Genomic DNA, 18,855 nt, shown 5'->3' with positions numbered 1-18,855 from the left:
AGATACTCGACAGGTATCTAACAGGGTACCCAATGCGCAAGCGCTCTAAAAGAACCTGCCGGTTGCATTTCGAAGGGCTGGGCCGTGCTACCTACTTTTTACGGTGCAAAAAGCGTGCGATGTCGTCTTCGGTTGGGCTTTTGATGTCAAAGCGCAGCGATAGCCAACGCAGCCCCATGGTCACGATGACGCATACGACCAGCGCCGCGACATTGCTCATGAGCCCGCTCATGACGAGGCCTACATAGCTTGTCGATCCGGCGATGGCCGCGATGGCATAAAAGTTAGTGCGTTGGAAAATGCCCGGCACCACGCCCATAAAGCCGTCGCGCAGCATGCCGCCGCCCACTGCGGTGAAGAAGCCCATCATGATGCATACGGCGGGCGCAAAGCCGTAGACCAGCGCCTTGTCCGCGCCGGTGGCCGCATAAATGCCGACCGAGATGATGTCGAGCAGGGGAATGAGCTTGTCGGGCTTATCGACGATTGCCGGGAAGATATAGATGATGGCCGCCGTGGCGATGGAGAGCGGTAACGCCATTGGTTGGTTGAGGATATACACGTTGCCGACCTGGAGCGTCATATCGCGCAAGAGACCGCCGCCCAGACCGCAGACCACTGCGAGCGCGACCGCGCCCACCAGATCGAGCTTGTGCTCGCGCGCGACCAGCACGCCCGAGATCGATGCCGCGACAACGGCGAACATCTCGAGCCAAAATGGGATAGCGACCATGGCATCCGAAGCATGTGAAGTAATGGTCATAGCGGCGGCGACGGGCAAGATGGGTCCTTTGAGTTGTAGGTTTGAACAATGCCCGTACATAGTACATGGTTGACGGCGATTGAGACCTTATTGCTCGGCAAACGGTAGGGACTGGGCGCGGGCGTGGCATTGCTGGAATGTCAGGGGTCCAAAACATGTACGTCACCCTCCAAAAACGACATTTTTCGGCATCTTTGGAGGCTGACGTACATGTTTGGATTGGGCCCACAGCATGAATGAGTTGATTTACTCACATCCGGTATATTTCCCCACTTCAACGGACATAAGAGTTGGATACCGGCTCAGAGCGAGAGGCCCTCAATGGACACCCCTGTTCTCATTTCGCATAAAACCGCATGGCTTGTCCATCATGCACCCCAGAATTTGGTTCAGTCTCTTGCGCGGCACGACTACCAGATAGGCGCACAAGGCATTTCCACCCAGCAACGTGTTGCGCGCATACGACAGGCCCTTACCGACTGCGGCATTCCGTCCGATATGCTCAAGACTATCGATATTGCGGTTGTATTCGAATTCGAGCGAATTCGCACCAAAGGCGTCATTTGCCACATGCTTGGACAAAATCTTCCCTACGAGCATATTAACGAGTTGACGCCCGGAGTCTTCATCACCGACGAAGCCTTCACCTTCGTGCTCGCTGCCGAGTGGATGGATAGGATCGAATATCTCGAATATGGCTATGAAGTTTGCGGCGATTATCGCATGAGGCTTAATCCCGCCGACCCTTATACCGAGCAACCAGCCACCACCTTCAAGGATGAAATAATCGAACTGCTCGATCGGCATCCCGGCAAACCCGGTGCCACACGTGCACGGCTCGCGCTCAGGCACATCTACGATCGCTCTGCCTCGCCTATGGAGACCGCTTCGGCAATCGCCCTCTCACTCCCAACAAGCGAAGGCGGCGTTGGCATCCGAGGTATCGAACTCAACAAACCGCTCGAGATCCCTCAACGTCTCTGGCATTGCGCCAAAGCTCGAACACTCAAAATCGATGCGCTCGTTACCTACAAGCGCAGGGAGCTCGGTATCGAATATAAGGGCGGCTTTCACGATGAGTTCGAGCGCAAAGGAGCAGATGCGGAGCGAGAGGCCGTTCTCTCCCAAATGGGATATCGAATCGTTACACTCACTTCGGCTCAGTTCGACAGCCAGCTCGCCTTTCACCGCGCCATGAACAACGTTCGCGAAGCACTCGGCATGCCTCGCTGTACCGACACCGGGCACCAGCGAGAGCAAAACGAACTACGCAAGGCGCTTATCCGCAACTGGAAAGGCATGCGAGACGAAGAGGCACCTTCCGAATAGTGCCACTCCCGTGAGCTCAATCCAAACGTGTACGTCAGCCTTCAAAGATGTCGAAAAATGTCGGTTTTGGAGGGTGACGTACATGTTTGGGGAAGCGTGGGATCGAGACGTATTTCGATAACAAAAAAAAGCTCCCATTGTTGGGAGCTTTCTCAACCAAAATGGCGGAGGAGGAGGGATTCGAACCCTCGTGACCTTATACAGGCCAAACGGTTTTCGAGACCGCCGCATTCAACCACTCTGCCACCCCTCCGCGTGGGGTAAAAACAAAGCAGGCTCGAAGGCCTGCTTTGGAATTAACTGGCGGAGAGTCAGGGATTTGAACCCTGGAGACGCTTTTGACGCCTACACGATTTCCAATCGTGCTCCTTCGGCCACTCGGACAACTCTCCGTTAAATGCGAAAGTCAGTATACACGAGGAATCGCAAAGTGCAAACAGAAAAGTTGGCATTTTTTAAAACGCTTGGCCGCGCTTGGCGCTGCAGTGGGGTTTGAGGTTCCGAAAAACGGCTTCCGACCAGCGTGGTTGATCACCTCAATTGTTCAAAAAAGGGTATTCATAAGCGACTTGGCAATGAATTTAAAAATCTTTGGTTGGCGTTGTGGACCACTGGTATGCATTTCGCGACCACAGCGTTGTGCCCGTTGACCTGCGGCTTGGTGCGACTTGTCCCCACGGCGCCGTATCTTGTCCACAGATCCGTCAAGCTTTTGGTCAGCATTTGGTTGGAATGTGCATGAAACGTCGTGCGAGTATGGGCATATGTGGAGGTCATGAGGTTGTAGCTGCATATTCTTGCAGCCTAGGAGGTTGAAAGATATTATTACCAAGTCTTTTCCTGCTTCAGGCGCACCTTCACGACCTGAAGCCACATTTGCCCAGAGGAGGTGACAATATGAAGGCTTATGAACTGCTGTTCTTTGTTGACCCGTCGCTCGACCCCGAGACTCGTCTCGCTGTTATGAAGCGTATCGATACCACGATCGCTGAGGGCGCTGGCAAGGTCGACTCCGTTGACGAGTGGGGCAAGCGCAAGCTCGCCTACGAGATCAACGACCTCACCGATGGTGACTACACCCTCATCAACTTCCACGCAGATCCTACCCAGATCGCCGAGCTTGATCGCGTTCTGCGCATCACCGACGCTGTGGTCCGCCACATGATCGTCCGTCGCGACGACCAGGAGTAAGACTGTCGTTTTGGACTGGGCTTGTGCCCCAAGAGGAAGTAGTGAGTTATGAGCATCAATCGAGTGAACATCACCGGTAACCTCACCCGCGATCCCGAGCTGCGCGCCACCGCCGGCGGAACCCAGGTTCTGTCCTTTGGCGTCGCTGTGAACGATCGTCGCCGCAACGCGCAGACTGGCGAGTGGGAGGACTATCCCAACTTTGTCGACTGCACTATGTTCGGCACCCGCGCCGAGGCCGTGAGCCGTTTCCTGGCAAAGGGAAACAAGGTCGCGATCGAGGGCAAGCTGCGCTACAGCTCTTGGGAGCGCGACGGCCAGCGCCGGAGCAAGCTTGAGGTCATCGTCGATGAGATCGAGTTTATGAGCTCCCGTGGTGGCCAGGGTGGCTACGATCAGGGCGGTTACGCCCCCGCAGCTCCTGTGCCCACAGCACGTCCTGCCGCACCGGTGGCTACGCCGCCCGCGGTCGACGTCTACGATGAGGACATCCCGTTCTAAGGGTTGTTCACCTATTTTTGAGTGAGAGGCGGCTTCGGTTCGCCGAAGTTGCCAAACGAAAGGTATTTTGACATGGCTAATGATTTTTCTGCACGTCAGCCGCGTCGTAAGTACTGCCAGTTCTGCAAGGAGAACACTGAGTTCATCGACTATAAGGACACTCAGCTTCTCCGTAAGTACATGACCGACCGTGGCAAGATCAAGCCCCGTCGCGTCACTGGCGCTTGCACGCAGCATCAGCATGACATCGCCAACGCCATCAAGCGCGCCCGCGAGATGGCTCTCCTGCCGTACACCGTCCCCGTGGTTTCCTCTCGTGGCAACCGCGACCGCGGCTAAGAAGGGAGACGCATCATGAAGGTTATTCTTCTCGATGAGATCAAGGGCAAGGGCGGCGAGGGTGACGTCGTAGAGGTCGCCCAGGGTTACGCTGAGAACTTCCTGTTCCCCAAGAAGCTCGCTGTTGCCGCTACCAAGGGCAACCTCAAGCAGCTCGACGAGCGTCGCAACAACATCGCTAAGCGCGAGGCCGTCCGTCTGGCTACCGCCAACGAGACCAAGGCTGCCCTCGAGGGCAAGCAGGTCACCGTTGACGTCAAGGTCGGCGACGAGGGTATCCTCTTTGGCTCCGTTACCGCCGCTATGATCGCTGACGCCATCAAGGCTCAGCTCGGTATGGACATCGACCGCAAGCGCGTCGAGCTCGGTAAGCCCATCAAGGTTGCCGGTGCCCACACCGTTGCCATCTCGCTGTACCGCGAGATCAAGGCCGAGGTTGTCGTTCTCGTCGGCGTTACCGCCGAGGAGCTCGCTGCCGAGGCTGAGGTCGAGGAGGCCGCTGAGGTCGCCGAGGCCGAGACCGCCGAGGTCGAGACTGAGGCTGCTGCCGAGTAGCATTTGCTGCAACGCAACAATCTTGTTCTAAGAAGGGCGCTCTGGGAAACCGGGGCGCCCTTTTGTTTTTTGCGCTGAGTGAGTGTCATGGTGAACGTTGCGTCGAAGTCCTATATACGGGACCGTTCATCCGTTTCGTTCGGTGATGATTAGCGGCGCGTGGCGCGTTTTGGGACCGTGGCTGATACTATGGATGCTCGCAAGCGATATGAATGAGGATGCTCATGGCATATGACGAAAGGGAGACCGGGCTGACGGTTGAGGACCGCGGCTCAAAGTTGGGTCTTCCCCAAAACCAAGATGCAGAGGCCAATGTACTGGCCGCCATGCTGCTATCGCCCGAGGTGGTCGAGGAGGCCCAGGTCGAGCTGCAGCCCGATGACTTCTACCGGCCCATTCATAAGACCATCTATACCGCGATGGTCGATATGTACAACAGCCGCATTCCCATCGACTCCATCTCGCTGATCGATTACCTGCGAAGCATCAACAAGCTCGATGCCGTGGGCGGCGAGGCCTACATTTTGGAGCTGATGGGCCAGACTCTGTCGCTCGTGAACTGGCAGCACCATGCCGCCATCGTCCGTCGCGACTCGATGCTGCGCGAGCTGATCGGCGCCACCAACGAGATCAACGCGCTGGCCTATAACGCCCCTACCGACACCAAGGAGGTCGTGGAGCTGGCCGAGAGCAAGCTGCTCAAGGTCACGGCGCGCGAGGTCAAGTCGAGCTACAAGACGTTGACCGAGTTTATGGTCGAGGCCTATAACGAGGCCGAGGAAGTGTGCCAGGCCGGTGGCCAGGCTGCGGGCGTGCCCACGGGTTTCCCGTCGCTCGACCGCATGCTCATGGGTTTTCGCGAGGGTCAGCTCATCATTATCGGTGCCCGTCCTGCTGTAGGTAAGACGTCGTTCGCCCTGAATCTGGCGCTCAACGCTGCCGCCGCTGGTTATACCGTCGGCTTCTTCTCGCTGGAGATGTCGGGCAAGGAAATTGCCCAGCGTCTGATCTGCGCCTACGCCATGATCTCGATCAGTGACTTTCGCATGGGCCGCATTAGCCCCGAGCAGTGGGCCAATATCAACGAGGCCACGCAGACCTTGTCTAAGCTCGATATTCTGATTGACGATACGCCCGGCACCACAGTGACCGAGATTCGCGCCAAGAGCCGCCGCATGCTCCACAACAAGGAGAAGGCCATCATCATCCTGGACTACCTGCAGCTGGTGAGTCCTCCGCCGGGACGTCGCTCCGAGAGCCGTACCGTCGAGGTCTCCGAGATGTCGCGTGGTCTGAAGATCATGGCCAAGGAGCTCAAGATCCCGCTCATCGCGCTGTCGCAGCTCTCGCGTCAGGTCGAATCCCGTACCGGCAAGCGCCCGCAGCTTTCCGACCTTCGTGAATCGGGCTCCATCGAGCAAGACGCCGATATCGTTATGTTCTTGGACCGCTCCGCCGACGAGGCCGAAGCCTCACGCGACGATCGACCCGACGAGGGCGTTACGCGTATCGTCGTGGCCAAGAACCGTTCGGGCCCGATCGGCGACGTCGACCTGATGTTCCTGCCGGCATCCACCAAGTTCTATGAGCTTGATGGGGCACATGCCGAGGAGTAGGACAGGCGCCCGTTGCACGGGTATACTGGGAATGTTTTGTGCTTCTGCGTGCCGACGCGGCGCGTAGACAGTCCATGAATGTAAGGAGTAAACATGCCGTCAACCGTTTTGGTCGGTGCCCAGTGGGGCGATGAGGGCAAGGGTAAGATTTGCGACCTGGTCGCCGGCGACTTCGATGCCGTCGTGCGCTACTCGGGCGGCAACAACGCCGGCCACACCATCGTCGTCAACGGCAAGAAGTACGGCCTGCACCAGGTGCCCTCCGGCATCATGTATTCCGACCACGTGTCGGTAATCGGTAACGGCTGCGTCGTTAACCCCAAGGTTGTCCTTGAGGAGATCGACATGTTCGAGGCCGACGGCATCACCACCAAGAACCTCAAGATTAGCGGCAACGCGCATGTCATCATGCCGTACCACATCGATCTGGATGGCGCCTTTGAGCAGAAGCTCGGCAAGAAGAACATCGGTACCACCAAGCGCGGCATCGGTCCGTGCTATCAGGACAAGATGGCCCGCATTGGCCTGCGCATGCAGGACATGCTGGACGAGGCGCTGTTCCGCGACAAGCTGGAGACCGCTCTCGCCCGCGTGAACCCCGAGCTCGAGCTCATCTACAACCTGCCCACCTACACCGTGGACCAGATTTGTGACGAGTACCTGCCCATGGCCGAGCGCCTGCGTCCCTACATCACCGAGACGAGCCTGCTGCTCAACAACATGATCGATGAGGGTAAGGACCTGCTGTTTGAGGGCGCCCAGGCGACGCTGCTCGACATCGACCACGGCACCTATCCGTACGTGACGTCTTCCAACTGCACCGCCGGCGGCGCCATCACCGGCTCCGGCGTGGGCATGAAGAATGTCGACCGCGTGCTGGGCGTCATGAAGGCCTATATCACCCGCGTCGGTTCGGGCCCCATGCCCACCGAGCTTTCCTATGAGTCCGAGGCCGGTCACACGCTGACCGAGGAGGGCTATGAATACGGCGTGACCACCGGTCGCCGTCGTCGCTGCGGCTGGTTCGACGGCCCCATCGCCAACTACGCCTCGCGCGTCAACGGCCTCACCGATATCGCCCTGACCAAGCTCGACGTGCTTTCGGCCTTCGACACCATCAGGGTGTGCGTCGCCTACGACGTCGATGGCGAGCGCTATACGAGCGTGCCCGAGCATCAGGTGCGTTTTGAGAATGCCAAGCCCATCTACGAGGAGCTCCCTGGCTGGAAGTGCGACATCACCGGCTGCCGCAGCTTTGACGAGCTGCCGCAGGAGGCCCAGGACTACGTGGCGTTTATCGAGGATCTGGCACACACCCGCGTGACGTTTATTGGCGTTGGCGCTGGTCGCGAGCAGATCATCAACCGATTCTGGAAGTAATCGGGACCATTTGGTTATTGCGATATACCCCTTTGCAGCCCAAGTGGGCGGCCGAGGGGTATATTTGCTTGCAAAGGGCTCGCGCGGAGCGGGCCATTCATCCATAGAGGAGGCACCCTTGAAGGCGGACACTCAAACCATCGACATCCTGTTGTTGGGCAGCGGCGGCCGCGAGCATGCTTTGGCAGCAAAGCTCGCAGCATCACCGCGCGCCGGCAAGCTCTACATTGCGCCGGGTAACGGCGGCACCGCGAGCTGCGGCGAGAACGTTGTTCTCGACGACTGCGATCCTGCGGCCGTGGCGGCGTTTGCTCAGAGCCACGGATGCGGACTCGTGGTAATTGGCCCCGAGGCTCCGCTCGTGGCGGCCGTGGCCGACGCCGTGCGCGCGGCGGGTATTCCGTGCTTTGGCCCGGGTGCCGAGGGCGCCCAGATGGAGGGCTCCAAGCTGTTCTCCAAGCAGCTCATGGAGCGCGCCGGTATCCCGACGGCAGCCTACGGCTCGTTTACCGACGAGGCTTCGGCTCTCGCCTACGTGCGCGAGCAGGGCGCCCCGCTGGTCGTCAAGGCCGACGGCCTTGCCGCGGGCAAGGGCGTTATCGTGGCGACCGAACTTGAGCAGGCCGAGGAGGCCGTGCGAGAGTGCTTTGGCGGCACCTTTGGCGATGCCGGCAACACCGTGGTCATCGAGGAGATGCTGACCGGTCCCGAGTGCTCGCTGCTTGCCTTTACCGACGGCAAGACCGTGCGCCCCATGGCCACCTCGCAGGACCACAAGCGCGCGCTCGAGGGCGACAAGGGCCCCAACACCGGCGGCATGGGCGTCTACAGCCCGGTGCCCATCGTGACCGACGAGGAGCACGCCACCATGGTGGCGGTCATGGAACAGACCGTTGCCGAACTTGCTGCCGAGGGCATTGACTACCGCGGCTGCCTGTACGGCGGCTTTATGCTCACGCCCGCCGGCCCCAAGGTGCTGGAGTTCAATGCTCGCTTTGGCGACCCCGAGACGCAGGTCGTGCTGCCGCGCCTTAAGAACGACCTGGTCGAGGTCATGCTGGCCTGCGCCAACTGCGAGCTCGATCAGATTGAGCTCGACTGGCGCGACGAGTGGGCCGTGGCCGTTGTCCTGACGAGCGCGGGCTACCCCGGCAGCTACGAGAAGGGCAAGGTCATTACCGGTATCGAGGATGCCGAGGCCATGGAGAACGTGACGGTGTACCACGCCGGCACCGCCGTGGCGGACGGCCGGCTCGTGACCAACGGCGGCCGCGTGCTCGCCGTGACCGCGCTGGGCGACACGTTCGAGAACGCTCGCGACCTTGCCTACGAGGCCTGCGAGAAGATCGATTTTGAGGGCAAGACCCTGCGTCACGACATTGGCCTGCGCGCGCTGCGCGGCCGCGACGCCTGGGATGCCTAAAATCCGAGAGGAATGAGACGGATGGACGATAAGAACGAAGAGCTCGTGGACGCGCAGATCGTCGAGGAGGACAGCCGCGTGTATGGGCACGCCGAGGGCGAGCCTGGCGGCGAGGTTGCTGACGAGCCGGTGCTGGTGCTGGGCGATGACGACCCGCACGATGCCGAGCTACACGAGAAGATTCTTTCGGAGGAGTGCGCCTGGAAGGGCAAGATCCTCGACGTCCACCGTCTTGAGGTTGAGCTGCCCAACGGCCACCGCAGCGCCCGCGACATCATTCGCCATCCGGGCGCGGCGGCCGTTGTGGCGCTGACCGAGAGCGGCAAGATTGTGCTGGTGCGTCAGTACCGCACCGCCATCGACCGCGTGACGGTCGAGATTCCCGCCGGCAAGCTCGACCCGGGCGAGGATCCGCTCGATTGCGCCAAGCGCGAACTGCACGAGGAGACGGGCTTTCGGGCCGGTCGCATTCGCTTTTTGACGTCAATTGTCACGACCTGCGGCTTCTGCGACGAGATCATTCACATCTACCTGGCCACCAAGCTCGAGTTCGACGCGCCTAATCCCGACGATGACGAGTTTGTCAACGTGGACCTGGTGCCGCTGCACGAGCTGATCGACGCCGTACTCGACGGTAAGATCGAAGACGCCAAGACCGTCGTGGGCGCCTTGGCCTGCGATAGCATCGCGCATCGCCTTGGTGGAGCCGAACTGTAGCGAGCGGTTACTTTGTTGAGGCGGGGTTATGACCTCGCTGGTTTGTGTAAGTCAGCGAAAGTGCTCCATTAGAGACGAGGTGGCCTAAAAGAGGAGGGAAGCGTATGGATATACGCGACCGACGATTGAAGGCCAGATTGTCCAAATGGGGCACTTGCAGCGTCGAGACGAAACGCGGTTTGGTAAAACCGCGTAAGGTGATTATGCTGAAGCGTTTTTTGTCGTATTACAGGCCCCAGATGGGGCTTCTTGTTGCCGATACGGTTTGCGCCCTGGTGCTTGCCGCCATTGACCTGGCGTTTCCTATTATTCTGCGCAATCTGACCGGTGGGCTGTTTACCCAGGGTCAGGCTGCCATTATGCAGGCGCTCGGTATGATCGCGGTGGGCTTGGTGCTGATGTATGCCGTCCGCTGTGCCTGCCGCTACTTTGTGAGCTATTGGGGTCACGTGATGGGCGCGCGCATGGAGTCCAAGATGCGCGAGGACCTGTTTGACCAGTATGAGCGCTTTAGCTTTGCGTACTTCGACCGCAACAGCTCGGGCGACATGATGAGCCGCGTGGTCAACGACCTGTTCGATATCTGCGAGGCGGCGCATCACGTGCCCGAGTGGATCATCATCTGCGGCATCGAGATCATTGGCTCGTTTGTGATCCTCTTTACCATCGCCCCGGTGTTGGCGCTTGCCATGGCCGTGGTGACGGCGGTGTTTGCGGTCATCATGTTTTGGCAGAACATGCGTATGCGCGAGGTCTTTAGCGACAACCGCAAAAAGATCAGCGGCATCAATGCACAACTGCAGGATTCGCTGGCGGGCATGCGCGTAGTCAAGAGCTTTGCCAACGAGGAGACCGAGCGCGCCAAGTTCCGTGCCTCTAACGATGGCTACCTTTCGTCCAAAGAGAACATGTACCATGCCATGGGCGTCTATACCGCGACGTATGGCCTGCTCTCGGGCGTGCTCTACGTGATCGTGGTGCTGCTCGGCGGTTGGCTGGTGGCTCAGGGCGATCTGCAAGCAGTCGATATGGCGACGTTTGCGCTCTACATTTCGTTGTTCTGCACGCCGCTCGAGACGCTTGTCAATTCCGCCGAGATGTATCAGAAGGCTATCGCCGGCTTTAAGCGTATGGACGAGGTGCTCTCGACCGCGCCGGATATCCAGGACAAGCCGGGTGCTACGGATCTGCAGGTGACCGCCGGCGCCGTGGAGTATCACGACGTGTGCTTTAACTACGAGGATGTTGAGCTGGGCGAGGGCGATGCCGACGAGCGTCCCGTTATCGACCATATGGACCTGTCCATCAGGCCTGGTCAGACCATCGCTTTGGTTGGCCCTTCGGGCGGTGGCAAGTCCACGACCTGTTCGCTGCTACCGCGCTTTTATGACGTGGCTGCCGGATCCATTAGCATCGACGGCCAGGACGTGCGCGATGTGACACAGCAGAGCCTGCGTCGTGCCATCGGCCTGGTGCAACAGGATGTCTACCTGTTTGACGGAACAATCGGCGAGAACATCGCCTACGGCAAGCCGGGCGCTACGGCAGAAGAGATCGCCGAAGCCGCTCGCCGCGCCAACATCGATGCCTTTATCGAGTCGCTGCCGCAGGGCTATGACACGGTCGTGGGCGAGCGCGGCAGCCGTCTTTCGGGCGGACAGAAGCAGCGCGTCGCCATCGCGCGCGTGTTTCTCAAGAACCCCAAGATCCTGATCTTGGACGAGGCGACGAGCGCTTTGGATAACGAGAGCGAGGAGGCGGTGCAGGAGTCACTCGAAGAGCTGGCGCGCGGCCGCACCACGATTATCATCGCCCACCGCCTCTCGACCATTAAGCATGCTGACGAGATTGCGACCGTTGAGCATGGTCGCGTTGTGGAACGTGGCACGCACGAGGAGCTTCTCGCCCGTGGCGGTACCTATGCCCGTTACTATCGAATGCAGTTCGAAGGTGCGCGTGCGCACGAGCTCGACTGATTGATATGACAGGAAGTTTATGGCTGACAAGAACCCTTTGACTCCGGAAGAGGTGACGGAGTTATTCTCCGAAATCGATGCATCCGGCGTCTTGGATCCTACGCTTGCCAAAAAGCGTACCGAGCGCATGCGCGAGAAGGAGGCTGCGGCCAAGCGCGGTGACAAAGCGGCGCTAGCGCAGCTGCGCAGCGAGGACCGCGCGCGCCAGGCAAAACATATCGACCCGCTGTCCGAGGACGATCCTTCGGGCTCGCAGGTGAGCCATACCATTACGAAGACCGCGATGGCCGTGGTCATCGGTATTTTGGTGCTGATCGTGGGCATGCAGATCGGCTACGGCGTGATGCGCCGTCTGAATACCGCCAATCTGTCCGAGAGCGTTTCGGTCGATACCGTTTCGACGGCGCTGAAGGGCGGCCTTGAGTGGGGCAACGGCTTTACGCAGTTTCCGCTCGACTTTTCCGTCGACGAGGCCGATGAGCGTACGGGCACGGTCGAGGCAACGGTGTTGGACACATCGTCTGCCAACGAGCTCGAACTGCTGTCCAACGGGCAGATTCAGGCCGCGGCACTCGCGACCAACGCGCTGCTCAACGATAAGATTGACCGCGTGGTGTATAACGTGCACGCCTATATCGACGAAGATAGCAACATTCAGCACGATTCCTTCTTTGGCATGTTTCCCGCCCAGGGCCACCAGAGCGCCATTCTGACGTTCGTGTGGACCAAGAGTTCATCCAACGCCACGAGTATCGACTGGAAGATGCGCATCGTGAGTATGGATGACACCATCGCCGAGCGCATTCAGAAGCAGGTGAACTCGGTGTCGTCGTTGATTGAGGACCCGGTGGTGAGCCAGACCAAGATTGACGAGGAAAAGGCCGAACGTGACCTGGAACATCGTCTGCATGGTCGCGAGATTTTCCGCGGCGGCAAGCCCGATCGCTCACCGTCCGATCTGCTGGAACAGGACAAGAAAAAGTAGGAGGCCATCATCCCGCGTGAGCCACAAGCCCACGCGGGATGATTTTTCTGGGTAGTCTTTTTGGGACGGGGCTATTTTAGCTACCCCGGCCGTCAATCAGACAAAACGCTAGCGCTAGCAGCCGAGGCAGCTAAAATAGCCCCGTCCCAAAAAGACTACCCGATGGCGGTTGTGAATCATTATGCATGGGGAGTCATAATTATCATTTTGTAAACAATTCTATGAAATTAACGCCATAAGTGATGCTTGCGGTTACAATACCGCGAGGCCTAACTACACACCTTTAAGCCGGTCCTGTGAGACCGGGAAGGAGAACTATGGCGAACAACCATACCGCGGGCGCTGCCGCCCGCACCTTCGCGCCCAGCGAGCTTTGCCAGCGTATGCTGGCCAAAACCAGCAAGGGCACCTGCGGTCCCTGCATCCTGTATCTTGAGGATGGGACCATTTTTTATGGACGTGCATGCGGCGCCGAGGGCACCGCGACCGGCGAAGTCTGCTTCAATACCTCGCTCGAGGGCTACTTTGAGGTTATGACCGACCCGAGTTATGCCGGCCAAATCGTAACCATGACCTATCCGCAGATCGGTAACTACGGCATCGACGAGACCGACGTCCAGTCGGCCTTCCCCGGCGATACCGCTCGCCCCGCGAGCGCTCCCGCCATGCGCGGCATGATCGTCCGCGACATGTGCACCACGCCTTCTAACTGGCGCTCGGCCGTCAGCGTGCCGGAGTACCTGCGCGCTCACGGCATCGTCGCTATCGAGGGTGTCGACACCCGCGCTCTGGTGCGCCATCTGCGCGACAATGGTTCCAAGATGGGCATTATCTCGACCGAGATCTTCGACGTCGACGAGCTTGCCGAGCGTCTGGCCGCAGCGCCCACACTGGTGGGCGAGAATTTGGTCAAGACCGTAAGTTGCCCTGAACCCCACGTCTTTGCCGCGAGTGACCTGCCTGCCACGCATGACTTTGCGCTTGCGGCTGCCGCTCCTGCCCGTCACAAAGTGGTCGCCTACGACTGCGGTGTCAAGCGCGGCATTCTGGAGGGCCTGGTCCGTGCCGGCTGCGACCTTACCGTCGTGCCGTGGGATACGCCCGCGAGTGAGGTGCTCGACATGAATCCCGACGGTGTCTTTTTGTCCAATGGTCCCGGCGACCCCGACGCCGTGGTGGAGACCTATGAGCAGGTGCAGCAGCTGATCGGCAAGGTGCCGGTCTTTGGCATTTGCCTGGGTCATCAGATGATCAGCCTGGCCTGCGGCGCCCAGATGGAAAAGCTTAAGTTCGGTCACCGCGGTGGCAACCAGCCAGTCATGAACCTGGTAAGCCGTCGCGTGGAGATTACCGCGCAAAATCATGGCTTTGGCCTGCTGTTCCCCAGCTTGGGCAAGCTTGTCCCCGAGCTTTCCGGCGGCGAGACCGAGCATGCGGCCGATGGAGATCTGCGCGTCTGGGTGCGCCGCGGCATCGCGCCGGTCGTGATGAACGAGCGCTTTGGCCGCATTCGCCTGACGCATGTGAACCTTAACGACGGCACCGCCGAGGGCATCCAGTTGCTCGAAGCCCCGTGCTTCTCGGTCCAGTACCACCCCGAGGCCTCGCCTGGCCCCACCGATGCCCACTATCTCTTTACCGCCTTTACGCGACTCATGGACGGCGAGGAGAACTACCTGGACATCGACACCGCGAAGGACCGCCTTGCCGGTTGGAATTTCGCCGACGATGGTTCCGCCGTTCTGCCGAACGGCGGACCGATCGACGCTGCGGCTGCATCTGGCACATCATCTTGCCGTTCTGCTTCGGACGCGCGGGCATAAGCCCAGCGCGCCCTCGCATCACGGCAACCTGATGCACCAGCTGCACCCTCGCTGACTTTTCCAAAACATTGAGTCAGCCTCTCTAGGAGGTTTTAAACATGCCGAAACGTACTGACATCAAGCGTATCCTCGTTATTGGTTCGGGTCCCATCGTCATTGGCCAGGCCTGCGAGTTCGACTACTCCGGCGCCCAAGCCTGCAAGGTGCTCAAGGAGGATGGCTTTGAGGTCATCCTGGTTAACTCCAACCCGGCGACCATCATGACCGACCCGGGTCTTGCCGACCGCACCTATGTCGAGCCCATCACCGCCGAGTTTATCGAGCGCGTGATCAAGAAAGAGCGCCCGGACGCGCTGCTGCCCACGCTGGGCGGCCAGACCGGCCTGAACGCCGCCGTCGAGCTGGCGAAAGACGGCACGCTGGACAAGTACGGCGTCGAGATGATCGGTTGCGACCTTGCCGCCATCGAGCGCGGCGAGGACCGCAAACTCTTTAACGAGGCCATGGCCGAGATTGGCCTGGAGGTCGCGCGCTCGGGCTATGCCTACAGCGTGGCTGACGCCGAGGCTATCGCTGAGCGCGTGGGATATCCTTGCGTGCTGCGTCCGAGCTTTACCCTCGGTGGCGCCGGCGGCGGCATCGCTCATACCCACGAGGAGCTCGTCTCCATCGTGAGCCAGGGCCTGGAGCTCTCGCCCGCCCACGAGGTGCTGGTCGAGGAGTCCATCGAGGGCTGGAAAGAGTATGAGATGGAGGTCATGCGTGATCACGCCGGCAACGGCATCATCGTGTGCTCCATCGAGAACCTCGACCCCATGGGCGTGCATACCGGCGACTCCATCACCGTGGCGCCGGCGCAGACGCTCTCCGACCTTGAGTATCAGCGCATGCGTGTCGCCTCGCTCGCCATCTTGGAGAAGATCGGCGTCGAGACCGGCGGCTCCAACGTGCAGTTTGCCGTGAACCCCCAGACCGGCCGCCTGATCGTCATCGAGATGAACCCGCGCGTGAGTCGTTCCTCCGCACTGGCCTCCAAGGCCACGGGCTTTCCCATCGCCAAGGCCGCCGCGCGCCTGGCCGTTGGCTATACGCTCGACGAGATCGTCAACGACATTACCAAGGCAACGCCTGCCTGCTTTGAGCCCACGATTGACTACTGCGTGGTCAAGGTGCCGCGCTTTGCCTTCGAGAAGTTCAAGGGTACCGACCCCACGCTCACCACGCGCATGAAGGCCGTGGGCGAGATCATGGCGATCGGCCGCACCTTCGAGGAAGCCTTTGGCAAGGCCATGCGCTCGCTGGAGGATGGACACCAGGGTATTTGCGCCGGTGGCAAGGAGGGTGCCGATAAGCTGAGCGACAATGAGCTCGCCCAAGCCGTGGCAACCCCGACCGAGCACCGCATCTTCTTTGTGGTCGAGGCCCTGCGTCGCGGCTGGGACATCGCCCAGATCCATGCCATTTGCGGCATCGATCCGTGGTACCTCAACCGCATCAACGACATGGTGCAGGTCCAGGAGAGCATCCGCGGCCTGCGTGTGGAGGACATTGACGCCGACGCGATGCGCCTGCTCAAACAGTACGGCACGAGTGACGCCGAGATCGCCGCGCTGACCGGCTCCGATGAGCGCTTTGTGCGCGCCTACCGCAAGGGCCTGGGCGTGGTTCCCAGCATGAAGACGGTCGATACCTGCGCTGCGGAGTTCTCGAGCGCCACGGAGTACCACTACAAGACGTACGAGAACATCTACCGCACGAGCCCGGATGCCAAGAAGTGCGTTGCCCCCGACGAGACCACGCCGGCGGACAAGCCCAAGGCGATGATCCTGGGCGCCGGCCCCAACCGTATTGGCCAGGGTATCGAGTTCGACTACTGCTGCGTGCACGCGAGCTATGCGTTGGCTGCCCGCGGCTTCGAGACCATCATGGTCAACTGCAACCCCGAGACCGTTTCGACCGACTACGACACGTCCGATCGCCTGTACTTTGAGCCGCTCACCTACGAGGACGTCATGGACGTCATTGATGTTGAGCGTCCCGACGGCGTCGTAGTGACGCTCGGCGGCCAGACCCCGCTTAAGCTGGCGCGCATGCTCGAGGAGAGTGGCGTCAACATCATGGGCACCAAGCCCGATGCCATCGACTTTGCCGAGGACCGCGAGCGTTTTGCCGCCCTACTCGACAAGCTGGGCATTATGTACCCGCCGGCGGGCCAGGCTACCTCGTTTGAGGAGGCCGAGGCCGTGGCCGCGCACATCGGCTACCCGCTGCTGGTGCGTCCGAGCTACGTGCTGGGCGGCCGCGGCATGATGATCGCCTACGATGCCGAGCATCTGCGCGATTACATGGCCGAGGCCGCGCGCATTAGCCCCGACTACCCGGTGTATCTGGATCGCTTCCTGGAGGGTGCGATCGAGTCCGATGTCGACGCCCTGTGCGACGGCGAGGAGGTCTACATCGGCGGTATCCTGGAGCATATCGAGGAGGCCGGTATCCACTCCGGCGACTCCGCGACGTGCATTCCGCCGTTCAGCTTTAGCGAGAGCCTGCAGGCGAAGCTCCGTGAGACCACGCGCCGCATCGCGACGGCGCTGGGAGTCCGCGGCCTGGTCAACGTGCAATATGCCATCAAGGGCGAGACCGTCTACGTGATCGAGGCTAACCCGCGTGCCAGCCGTACCGTGCCGTTCATTTCCAAGGCCACCGGCGTGCCGCTGGCCAAGTGCGCGGCGCGTATCATGGCGGGCGATTCCATCGCGAGCCTGGGCCTGCCGAGTGACGAGCGTCAGCTGGACTGGTTCTGCATGAAGGAAGCCGTTATGCCCTGGGGTCGTTTCCCGGGAGCCGACGTTATCCTGGGGCCCGAGATGAAGTCGACGGGCGAGGTCATGGGTATCGCCAAGAGCTATCCCGAGGCATATGCCAAGACGCAGCTGGCGATTGACTACAAGCTGCCCGACCCGAGTTGCGGCAAGGTGTTCATTAGCGTGTGCGACCGCGACAAGCGCCACATCCTTTCGGTCGCCCGTATCCTGCGCTACCTTGGCTTTGATATCTGCTCTACCGAGGGTACGGCGCGCGTGCTGCGCGGCGGTAACGTGACGTGCGAAATCGTGGAAAAGATCAGCGGTCCGCATGACGGCGAGCGTCCCAATATCGGCGACCTTATCGCCGATGGCAAGATTGCGGTGATCATCAACACGCCGTATGGTCCGGGTTCGCGCGGCGACGGCTATCTGTTGCGTACCGAGGCGGTGCGCCGCGGCGTGACCTGCGTGACCGCGATGTCCGCTGCCAACACATACGTGAGTGCCATCGAGGCGGTGCGCGAGGACCAGCAGGGTCACGGCAGCGCCAACGACATGGGTATGGACGTCATCGCCCTGCAGGACCTGCCGCAGTACACGATGTAGTGTGACCTGGTCGGCCGGGGCGGCAGCCGGACACTTTCTCTCGGAAACTGGGCTTCGCGAAGTTTTCCGAGAGAAAGGTCCGCCTTCCCGCCCCGGCACACGGTGACTCGGCTGCACCGTGTGCTGCCGAAGGGGCTTTGCGCGATGACTAGGGCTGATAAACTGGTAGCCGCTGAGCGCCACGGGGTCCTCGCGCTGGGAGTAGGTGTGGATGAGGGCAGACGAGACAGCGTAGGAGACAGCGGCAATAAGGATGAAGCCCTCGCCTGTGAGCGTGACGGCGCCGCCGCTATCGCCACCGGTGAGGTTGACGATAACGACTCCGGTAAAACCTATAGCGCAGCCGAGGACTTTGCGCGCAGTGAGCCGTTCTTGCCGGAACACGAGCGCTGCCATCAACACGCAGAGAAACGTGTTCATAGCGTTGACGATTGAGCCGCGCACACCCGAAGCGTTTGAAACGCCGATATAAAAGAAGGCGTACTGCACGATAGTTTGGGCAAGCGAGAGTCTGATAACGAGTGGCCATCCCGTGCGTGAGACGCGAGGCAAGCGACGTCTTGTTATGACTGCAGCGGCAAGTGCGATAGCGCCGGCAAGCATAAAGCGCACGCCAGCGAAGAGAAACTCCGATGGTACGTCGCCGTTTTGGATGCCGAGAAGCTCGTAGCCGATCTTGATGCAGGGGATCGCACTGCCCCAGAGCGCGCAGCAGATGAGGGCGAGCGCAGCTACGCACCATGTGCGCGTGAGAGGGTGGCGCGCGGAGTCGGCGTAAACATCGCAAGAGCTGGCGTCGAGTGCGGATGAGGGTTTGGACATACATCTCCCAAACGAGGCGAAG

Annotated in this window: 15 protein-coding genes, 2 tRNA genes and 1 pseudogene; 14 read left to right on the top strand and 4 right to left on the bottom strand. The window is 60.3% G+C overall.

Annotation, left to right across the window (positions count from 1 at the left end; translation table 11 throughout):
* Nucleotides 1-91: 91 nt before the first annotated feature.
* Nucleotides 92-781: a trimeric intracellular cation channel family protein gene (locus tag DXC90_RS03595; RefSeq protein ID WP_233502136.1), complete on the bottom strand. Its 690-nt coding sequence runs from the start codon at nucleotides 779-781 to the stop codon at nucleotides 92-94.
* A gap of 303 nt (nucleotides 782-1,084) precedes the next feature.
* Here DXC90_RS03595 and DXC90_RS03590 point away from each other — a divergent pair, with 303 nt between their 5' ends.
* A complete protein-coding gene (locus tag DXC90_RS03590; RefSeq protein ID WP_117734799.1) occupies nucleotides 1,085-2,092 on the top strand; it encodes a hypothetical protein in 1,008 nt (335 codons plus the stop codon).
* A 162-nt stretch (nucleotides 2,093-2,254) separates the two neighbouring features.
* On the opposite strand, the gene DXC90_RS03585 is transcribed toward DXC90_RS03590, so the two are convergent.
* Together DXC90_RS03585 and DXC90_RS03580 are read right to left on the bottom strand one after the other, a co-directional pair.
* A tRNA-Ser gene (locus DXC90_RS03585) sits at nucleotides 2,255-2,345 on the bottom strand.
* 48 nt (nucleotides 2,346-2,393) lie between these two features.
* Nucleotides 2,394-2,484: transfer RNA gene (locus DXC90_RS03580), tRNA-Ser, on the bottom strand.
* 505 nt (nucleotides 2,485-2,989) lie between these two features.
* Here DXC90_RS03580 and rpsF point away from each other — a divergent pair.
* The 13 genes from rpsF (at nucleotide 2,990) to DXC90_RS09695 (ending at nucleotide 18,446) form a co-directional block, all read left to right on the top strand.
* A complete protein-coding gene (rpsF, locus tag DXC90_RS03575) occupies nucleotides 2,990-3,283 on the top strand; it encodes a 30S ribosomal protein S6 (protein WP_006235831.1) in 294 nt (97 codons plus the stop codon).
* 48 nt (nucleotides 3,284-3,331) lie between these two features.
* A complete protein-coding gene (locus DXC90_RS03570; protein WP_117734798.1) occupies nucleotides 3,332-3,784 on the top strand; it encodes a single-stranded DNA-binding protein in 453 nt (150 codons plus the stop codon).
* 72 nt (nucleotides 3,785-3,856) lie between these two features.
* Nucleotides 3,857-4,123, top strand: coding sequence for a 30S ribosomal protein S18 (gene rpsR / locus DXC90_RS03565; RefSeq protein ID WP_006235829.1), 267 nt, complete (start codon nucleotides 3,857-3,859; stop codon nucleotides 4,121-4,123).
* A 15-nt stretch (nucleotides 4,124-4,138) separates the two neighbouring features.
* Nucleotides 4,139-4,678: a 50S ribosomal protein L9 gene (gene rplI, locus DXC90_RS03560; protein WP_089572584.1), complete on the top strand. Its 540-nt coding sequence runs from the start codon at nucleotides 4,139-4,141 to the stop codon at nucleotides 4,676-4,678.
* A gap of 218 nt (nucleotides 4,679-4,896) precedes the next feature.
* Complete coding sequence (gene dnaB, locus DXC90_RS03555) at nucleotides 4,897-6,294, top strand: replicative DNA helicase (protein ID WP_117734797.1); 1,398 nt, start codon at nucleotides 4,897-4,899, stop codon at nucleotides 6,292-6,294.
* Between the two features lie 93 nt (nucleotides 6,295-6,387).
* The gene (locus DXC90_RS03550; protein WP_117734796.1) at nucleotides 6,388-7,674 is read left to right on the top strand and encodes an adenylosuccinate synthase; all 1,287 of its coding nucleotides are present in this window, start codon (nucleotides 6,388-6,390) and stop codon (nucleotides 7,672-7,674) included.
* A 118-nt stretch (nucleotides 7,675-7,792) separates the two neighbouring features.
* Nucleotides 7,793-9,097, top strand: a complete 1,305-nt coding sequence (gene purD, locus DXC90_RS03545; protein ID WP_117734795.1) for a phosphoribosylamine--glycine ligase — start codon at nucleotides 7,793-7,795, stop codon at nucleotides 9,095-9,097.
* Nucleotides 9,098-9,118: 21 nt separating this feature from the next.
* Nucleotides 9,119-9,814 (top strand): NUDIX domain-containing protein, encoded by a 696-nt coding sequence (locus DXC90_RS03540; protein ID WP_199406603.1) that lies wholly within the window; start codon nucleotides 9,119-9,121, stop codon nucleotides 9,812-9,814.
* Nucleotides 9,815-10,017: 203 nt separating this feature from the next.
* Nucleotides 10,018-11,790 carry an ABC transporter ATP-binding protein gene (locus DXC90_RS03535; RefSeq protein WP_117734794.1) on the top strand — a complete coding sequence of 591 codons (1,773 nt, stop codon included), beginning with the start codon at nucleotides 10,018-10,020 and terminating at the stop codon, nucleotides 11,788-11,790.
* A gap of 19 nt (nucleotides 11,791-11,809) precedes the next feature.
* A complete protein-coding gene (locus tag DXC90_RS03530) occupies nucleotides 11,810-12,775 on the top strand; it encodes a hypothetical protein (RefSeq protein WP_117734793.1) in 966 nt (321 codons plus the stop codon).
* Nucleotides 12,776-13,092: 317 nt separating this feature from the next.
* Nucleotides 13,093-14,598 carry a glutamine-hydrolyzing carbamoyl-phosphate synthase small subunit gene (gene carA / locus DXC90_RS03525; RefSeq protein WP_233502134.1) on the top strand — a complete coding sequence of 502 codons (1,506 nt, stop codon included), beginning with the start codon at nucleotides 13,093-13,095 and terminating at the stop codon, nucleotides 14,596-14,598.
* A gap of 98 nt (nucleotides 14,599-14,696) precedes the next feature.
* The gene (gene carB / locus DXC90_RS03520) at nucleotides 14,697-18,011 is read left to right on the top strand and encodes a carbamoyl-phosphate synthase large subunit (RefSeq protein WP_117734792.1); all 3,315 of its coding nucleotides are present in this window, start codon (nucleotides 14,697-14,699) and stop codon (nucleotides 18,009-18,011) included.
* 144 nt (nucleotides 18,012-18,155) lie between these two features.
* On the top strand, nucleotides 18,156-18,446 hold the full coding sequence (locus DXC90_RS09695) for a hypothetical protein (RefSeq protein WP_232049589.1): 291 nt from the start codon (nucleotides 18,156-18,158) through the stop codon (nucleotides 18,444-18,446).
* Here the strand turns inward: DXC90_RS09695 and DXC90_RS09845 are convergent.
* Nucleotides 18,378-18,833: pseudogene (locus DXC90_RS09845) on the bottom strand (EamA family transporter); the annotation flags it as partial. The gene DXC90_RS09695 and the pseudogene DXC90_RS09845 sit on opposite strands and share 69 nt — an antisense overlap.
* Between the last annotated feature and the right edge of the window lie 22 nt (nucleotides 18,834-18,855).

The organism is Collinsella sp. TF09-1AT, assembly GCF_003436895.1.
GTDB lineage: Bacteria > Actinomycetota > Coriobacteriia > Coriobacteriales > Coriobacteriaceae > Collinsella.
The sequence above is the reverse complement of the archived record's forward strand: the minus strand, read 5'-3'. Positions and strand labels throughout refer to the sequence as shown.

Excerpts from the sequence above, each read along its gene's own strand:
- DXC90_RS03590 (WP_117734799.1), top strand. The coding sequence starts at position 1,085 with ATGGACACCCCTGTTCTCATTTCGCATAAAACCGCATGGCTTGTCCAT.
- rpsF (WP_006235831.1), top strand. The coding sequence starts at position 2,990 with ATGAAGGCTTATGAACTGCTGTTCTTTGTTGACCCGTCGCTCGACCCC.
- DXC90_RS03570 (WP_117734798.1), top strand. The coding sequence starts at position 3,332 with ATGAGCATCAATCGAGTGAACATCACCGGTAACCTCACCCGCGATCCC.
- rpsR (WP_006235829.1), top strand. The coding sequence starts at position 3,857 with ATGGCTAATGATTTTTCTGCACGTCAGCCGCGTCGTAAGTACTGCCAG.
- rplI (WP_089572584.1), top strand. The coding sequence starts at position 4,139 with ATGAAGGTTATTCTTCTCGATGAGATCAAGGGCAAGGGCGGCGAGGGT.
- dnaB (WP_117734797.1), top strand. The coding sequence starts at position 4,897 with ATGCTCATGGCATATGACGAAAGGGAGACCGGGCTGACGGTTGAGGAC.
- DXC90_RS03550 (WP_117734796.1), top strand. The coding sequence starts at position 6,388 with ATGCCGTCAACCGTTTTGGTCGGTGCCCAGTGGGGCGATGAGGGCAAG.
- DXC90_RS03540 (WP_199406603.1), top strand. The coding sequence starts at position 9,119 with ATGGACGATAAGAACGAAGAGCTCGTGGACGCGCAGATCGTCGAGGAG.
- DXC90_RS03535 (WP_117734794.1), top strand. The coding sequence starts at position 10,018 with ATGCTGAAGCGTTTTTTGTCGTATTACAGGCCCCAGATGGGGCTTCTT.
- DXC90_RS03530 (WP_117734793.1), top strand. The coding sequence starts at position 11,810 with ATGGCTGACAAGAACCCTTTGACTCCGGAAGAGGTGACGGAGTTATTC.
- carA (WP_233502134.1), top strand. The coding sequence starts at position 13,093 with ATGGCGAACAACCATACCGCGGGCGCTGCCGCCCGCACCTTCGCGCCC.
- carB (WP_117734792.1), top strand. The coding sequence starts at position 14,697 with ATGCCGAAACGTACTGACATCAAGCGTATCCTCGTTATTGGTTCGGGT.
- DXC90_RS09695 (WP_232049589.1), top strand. The coding sequence starts at position 18,156 with ATGACTAGGGCTGATAAACTGGTAGCCGCTGAGCGCCACGGGGTCCTC.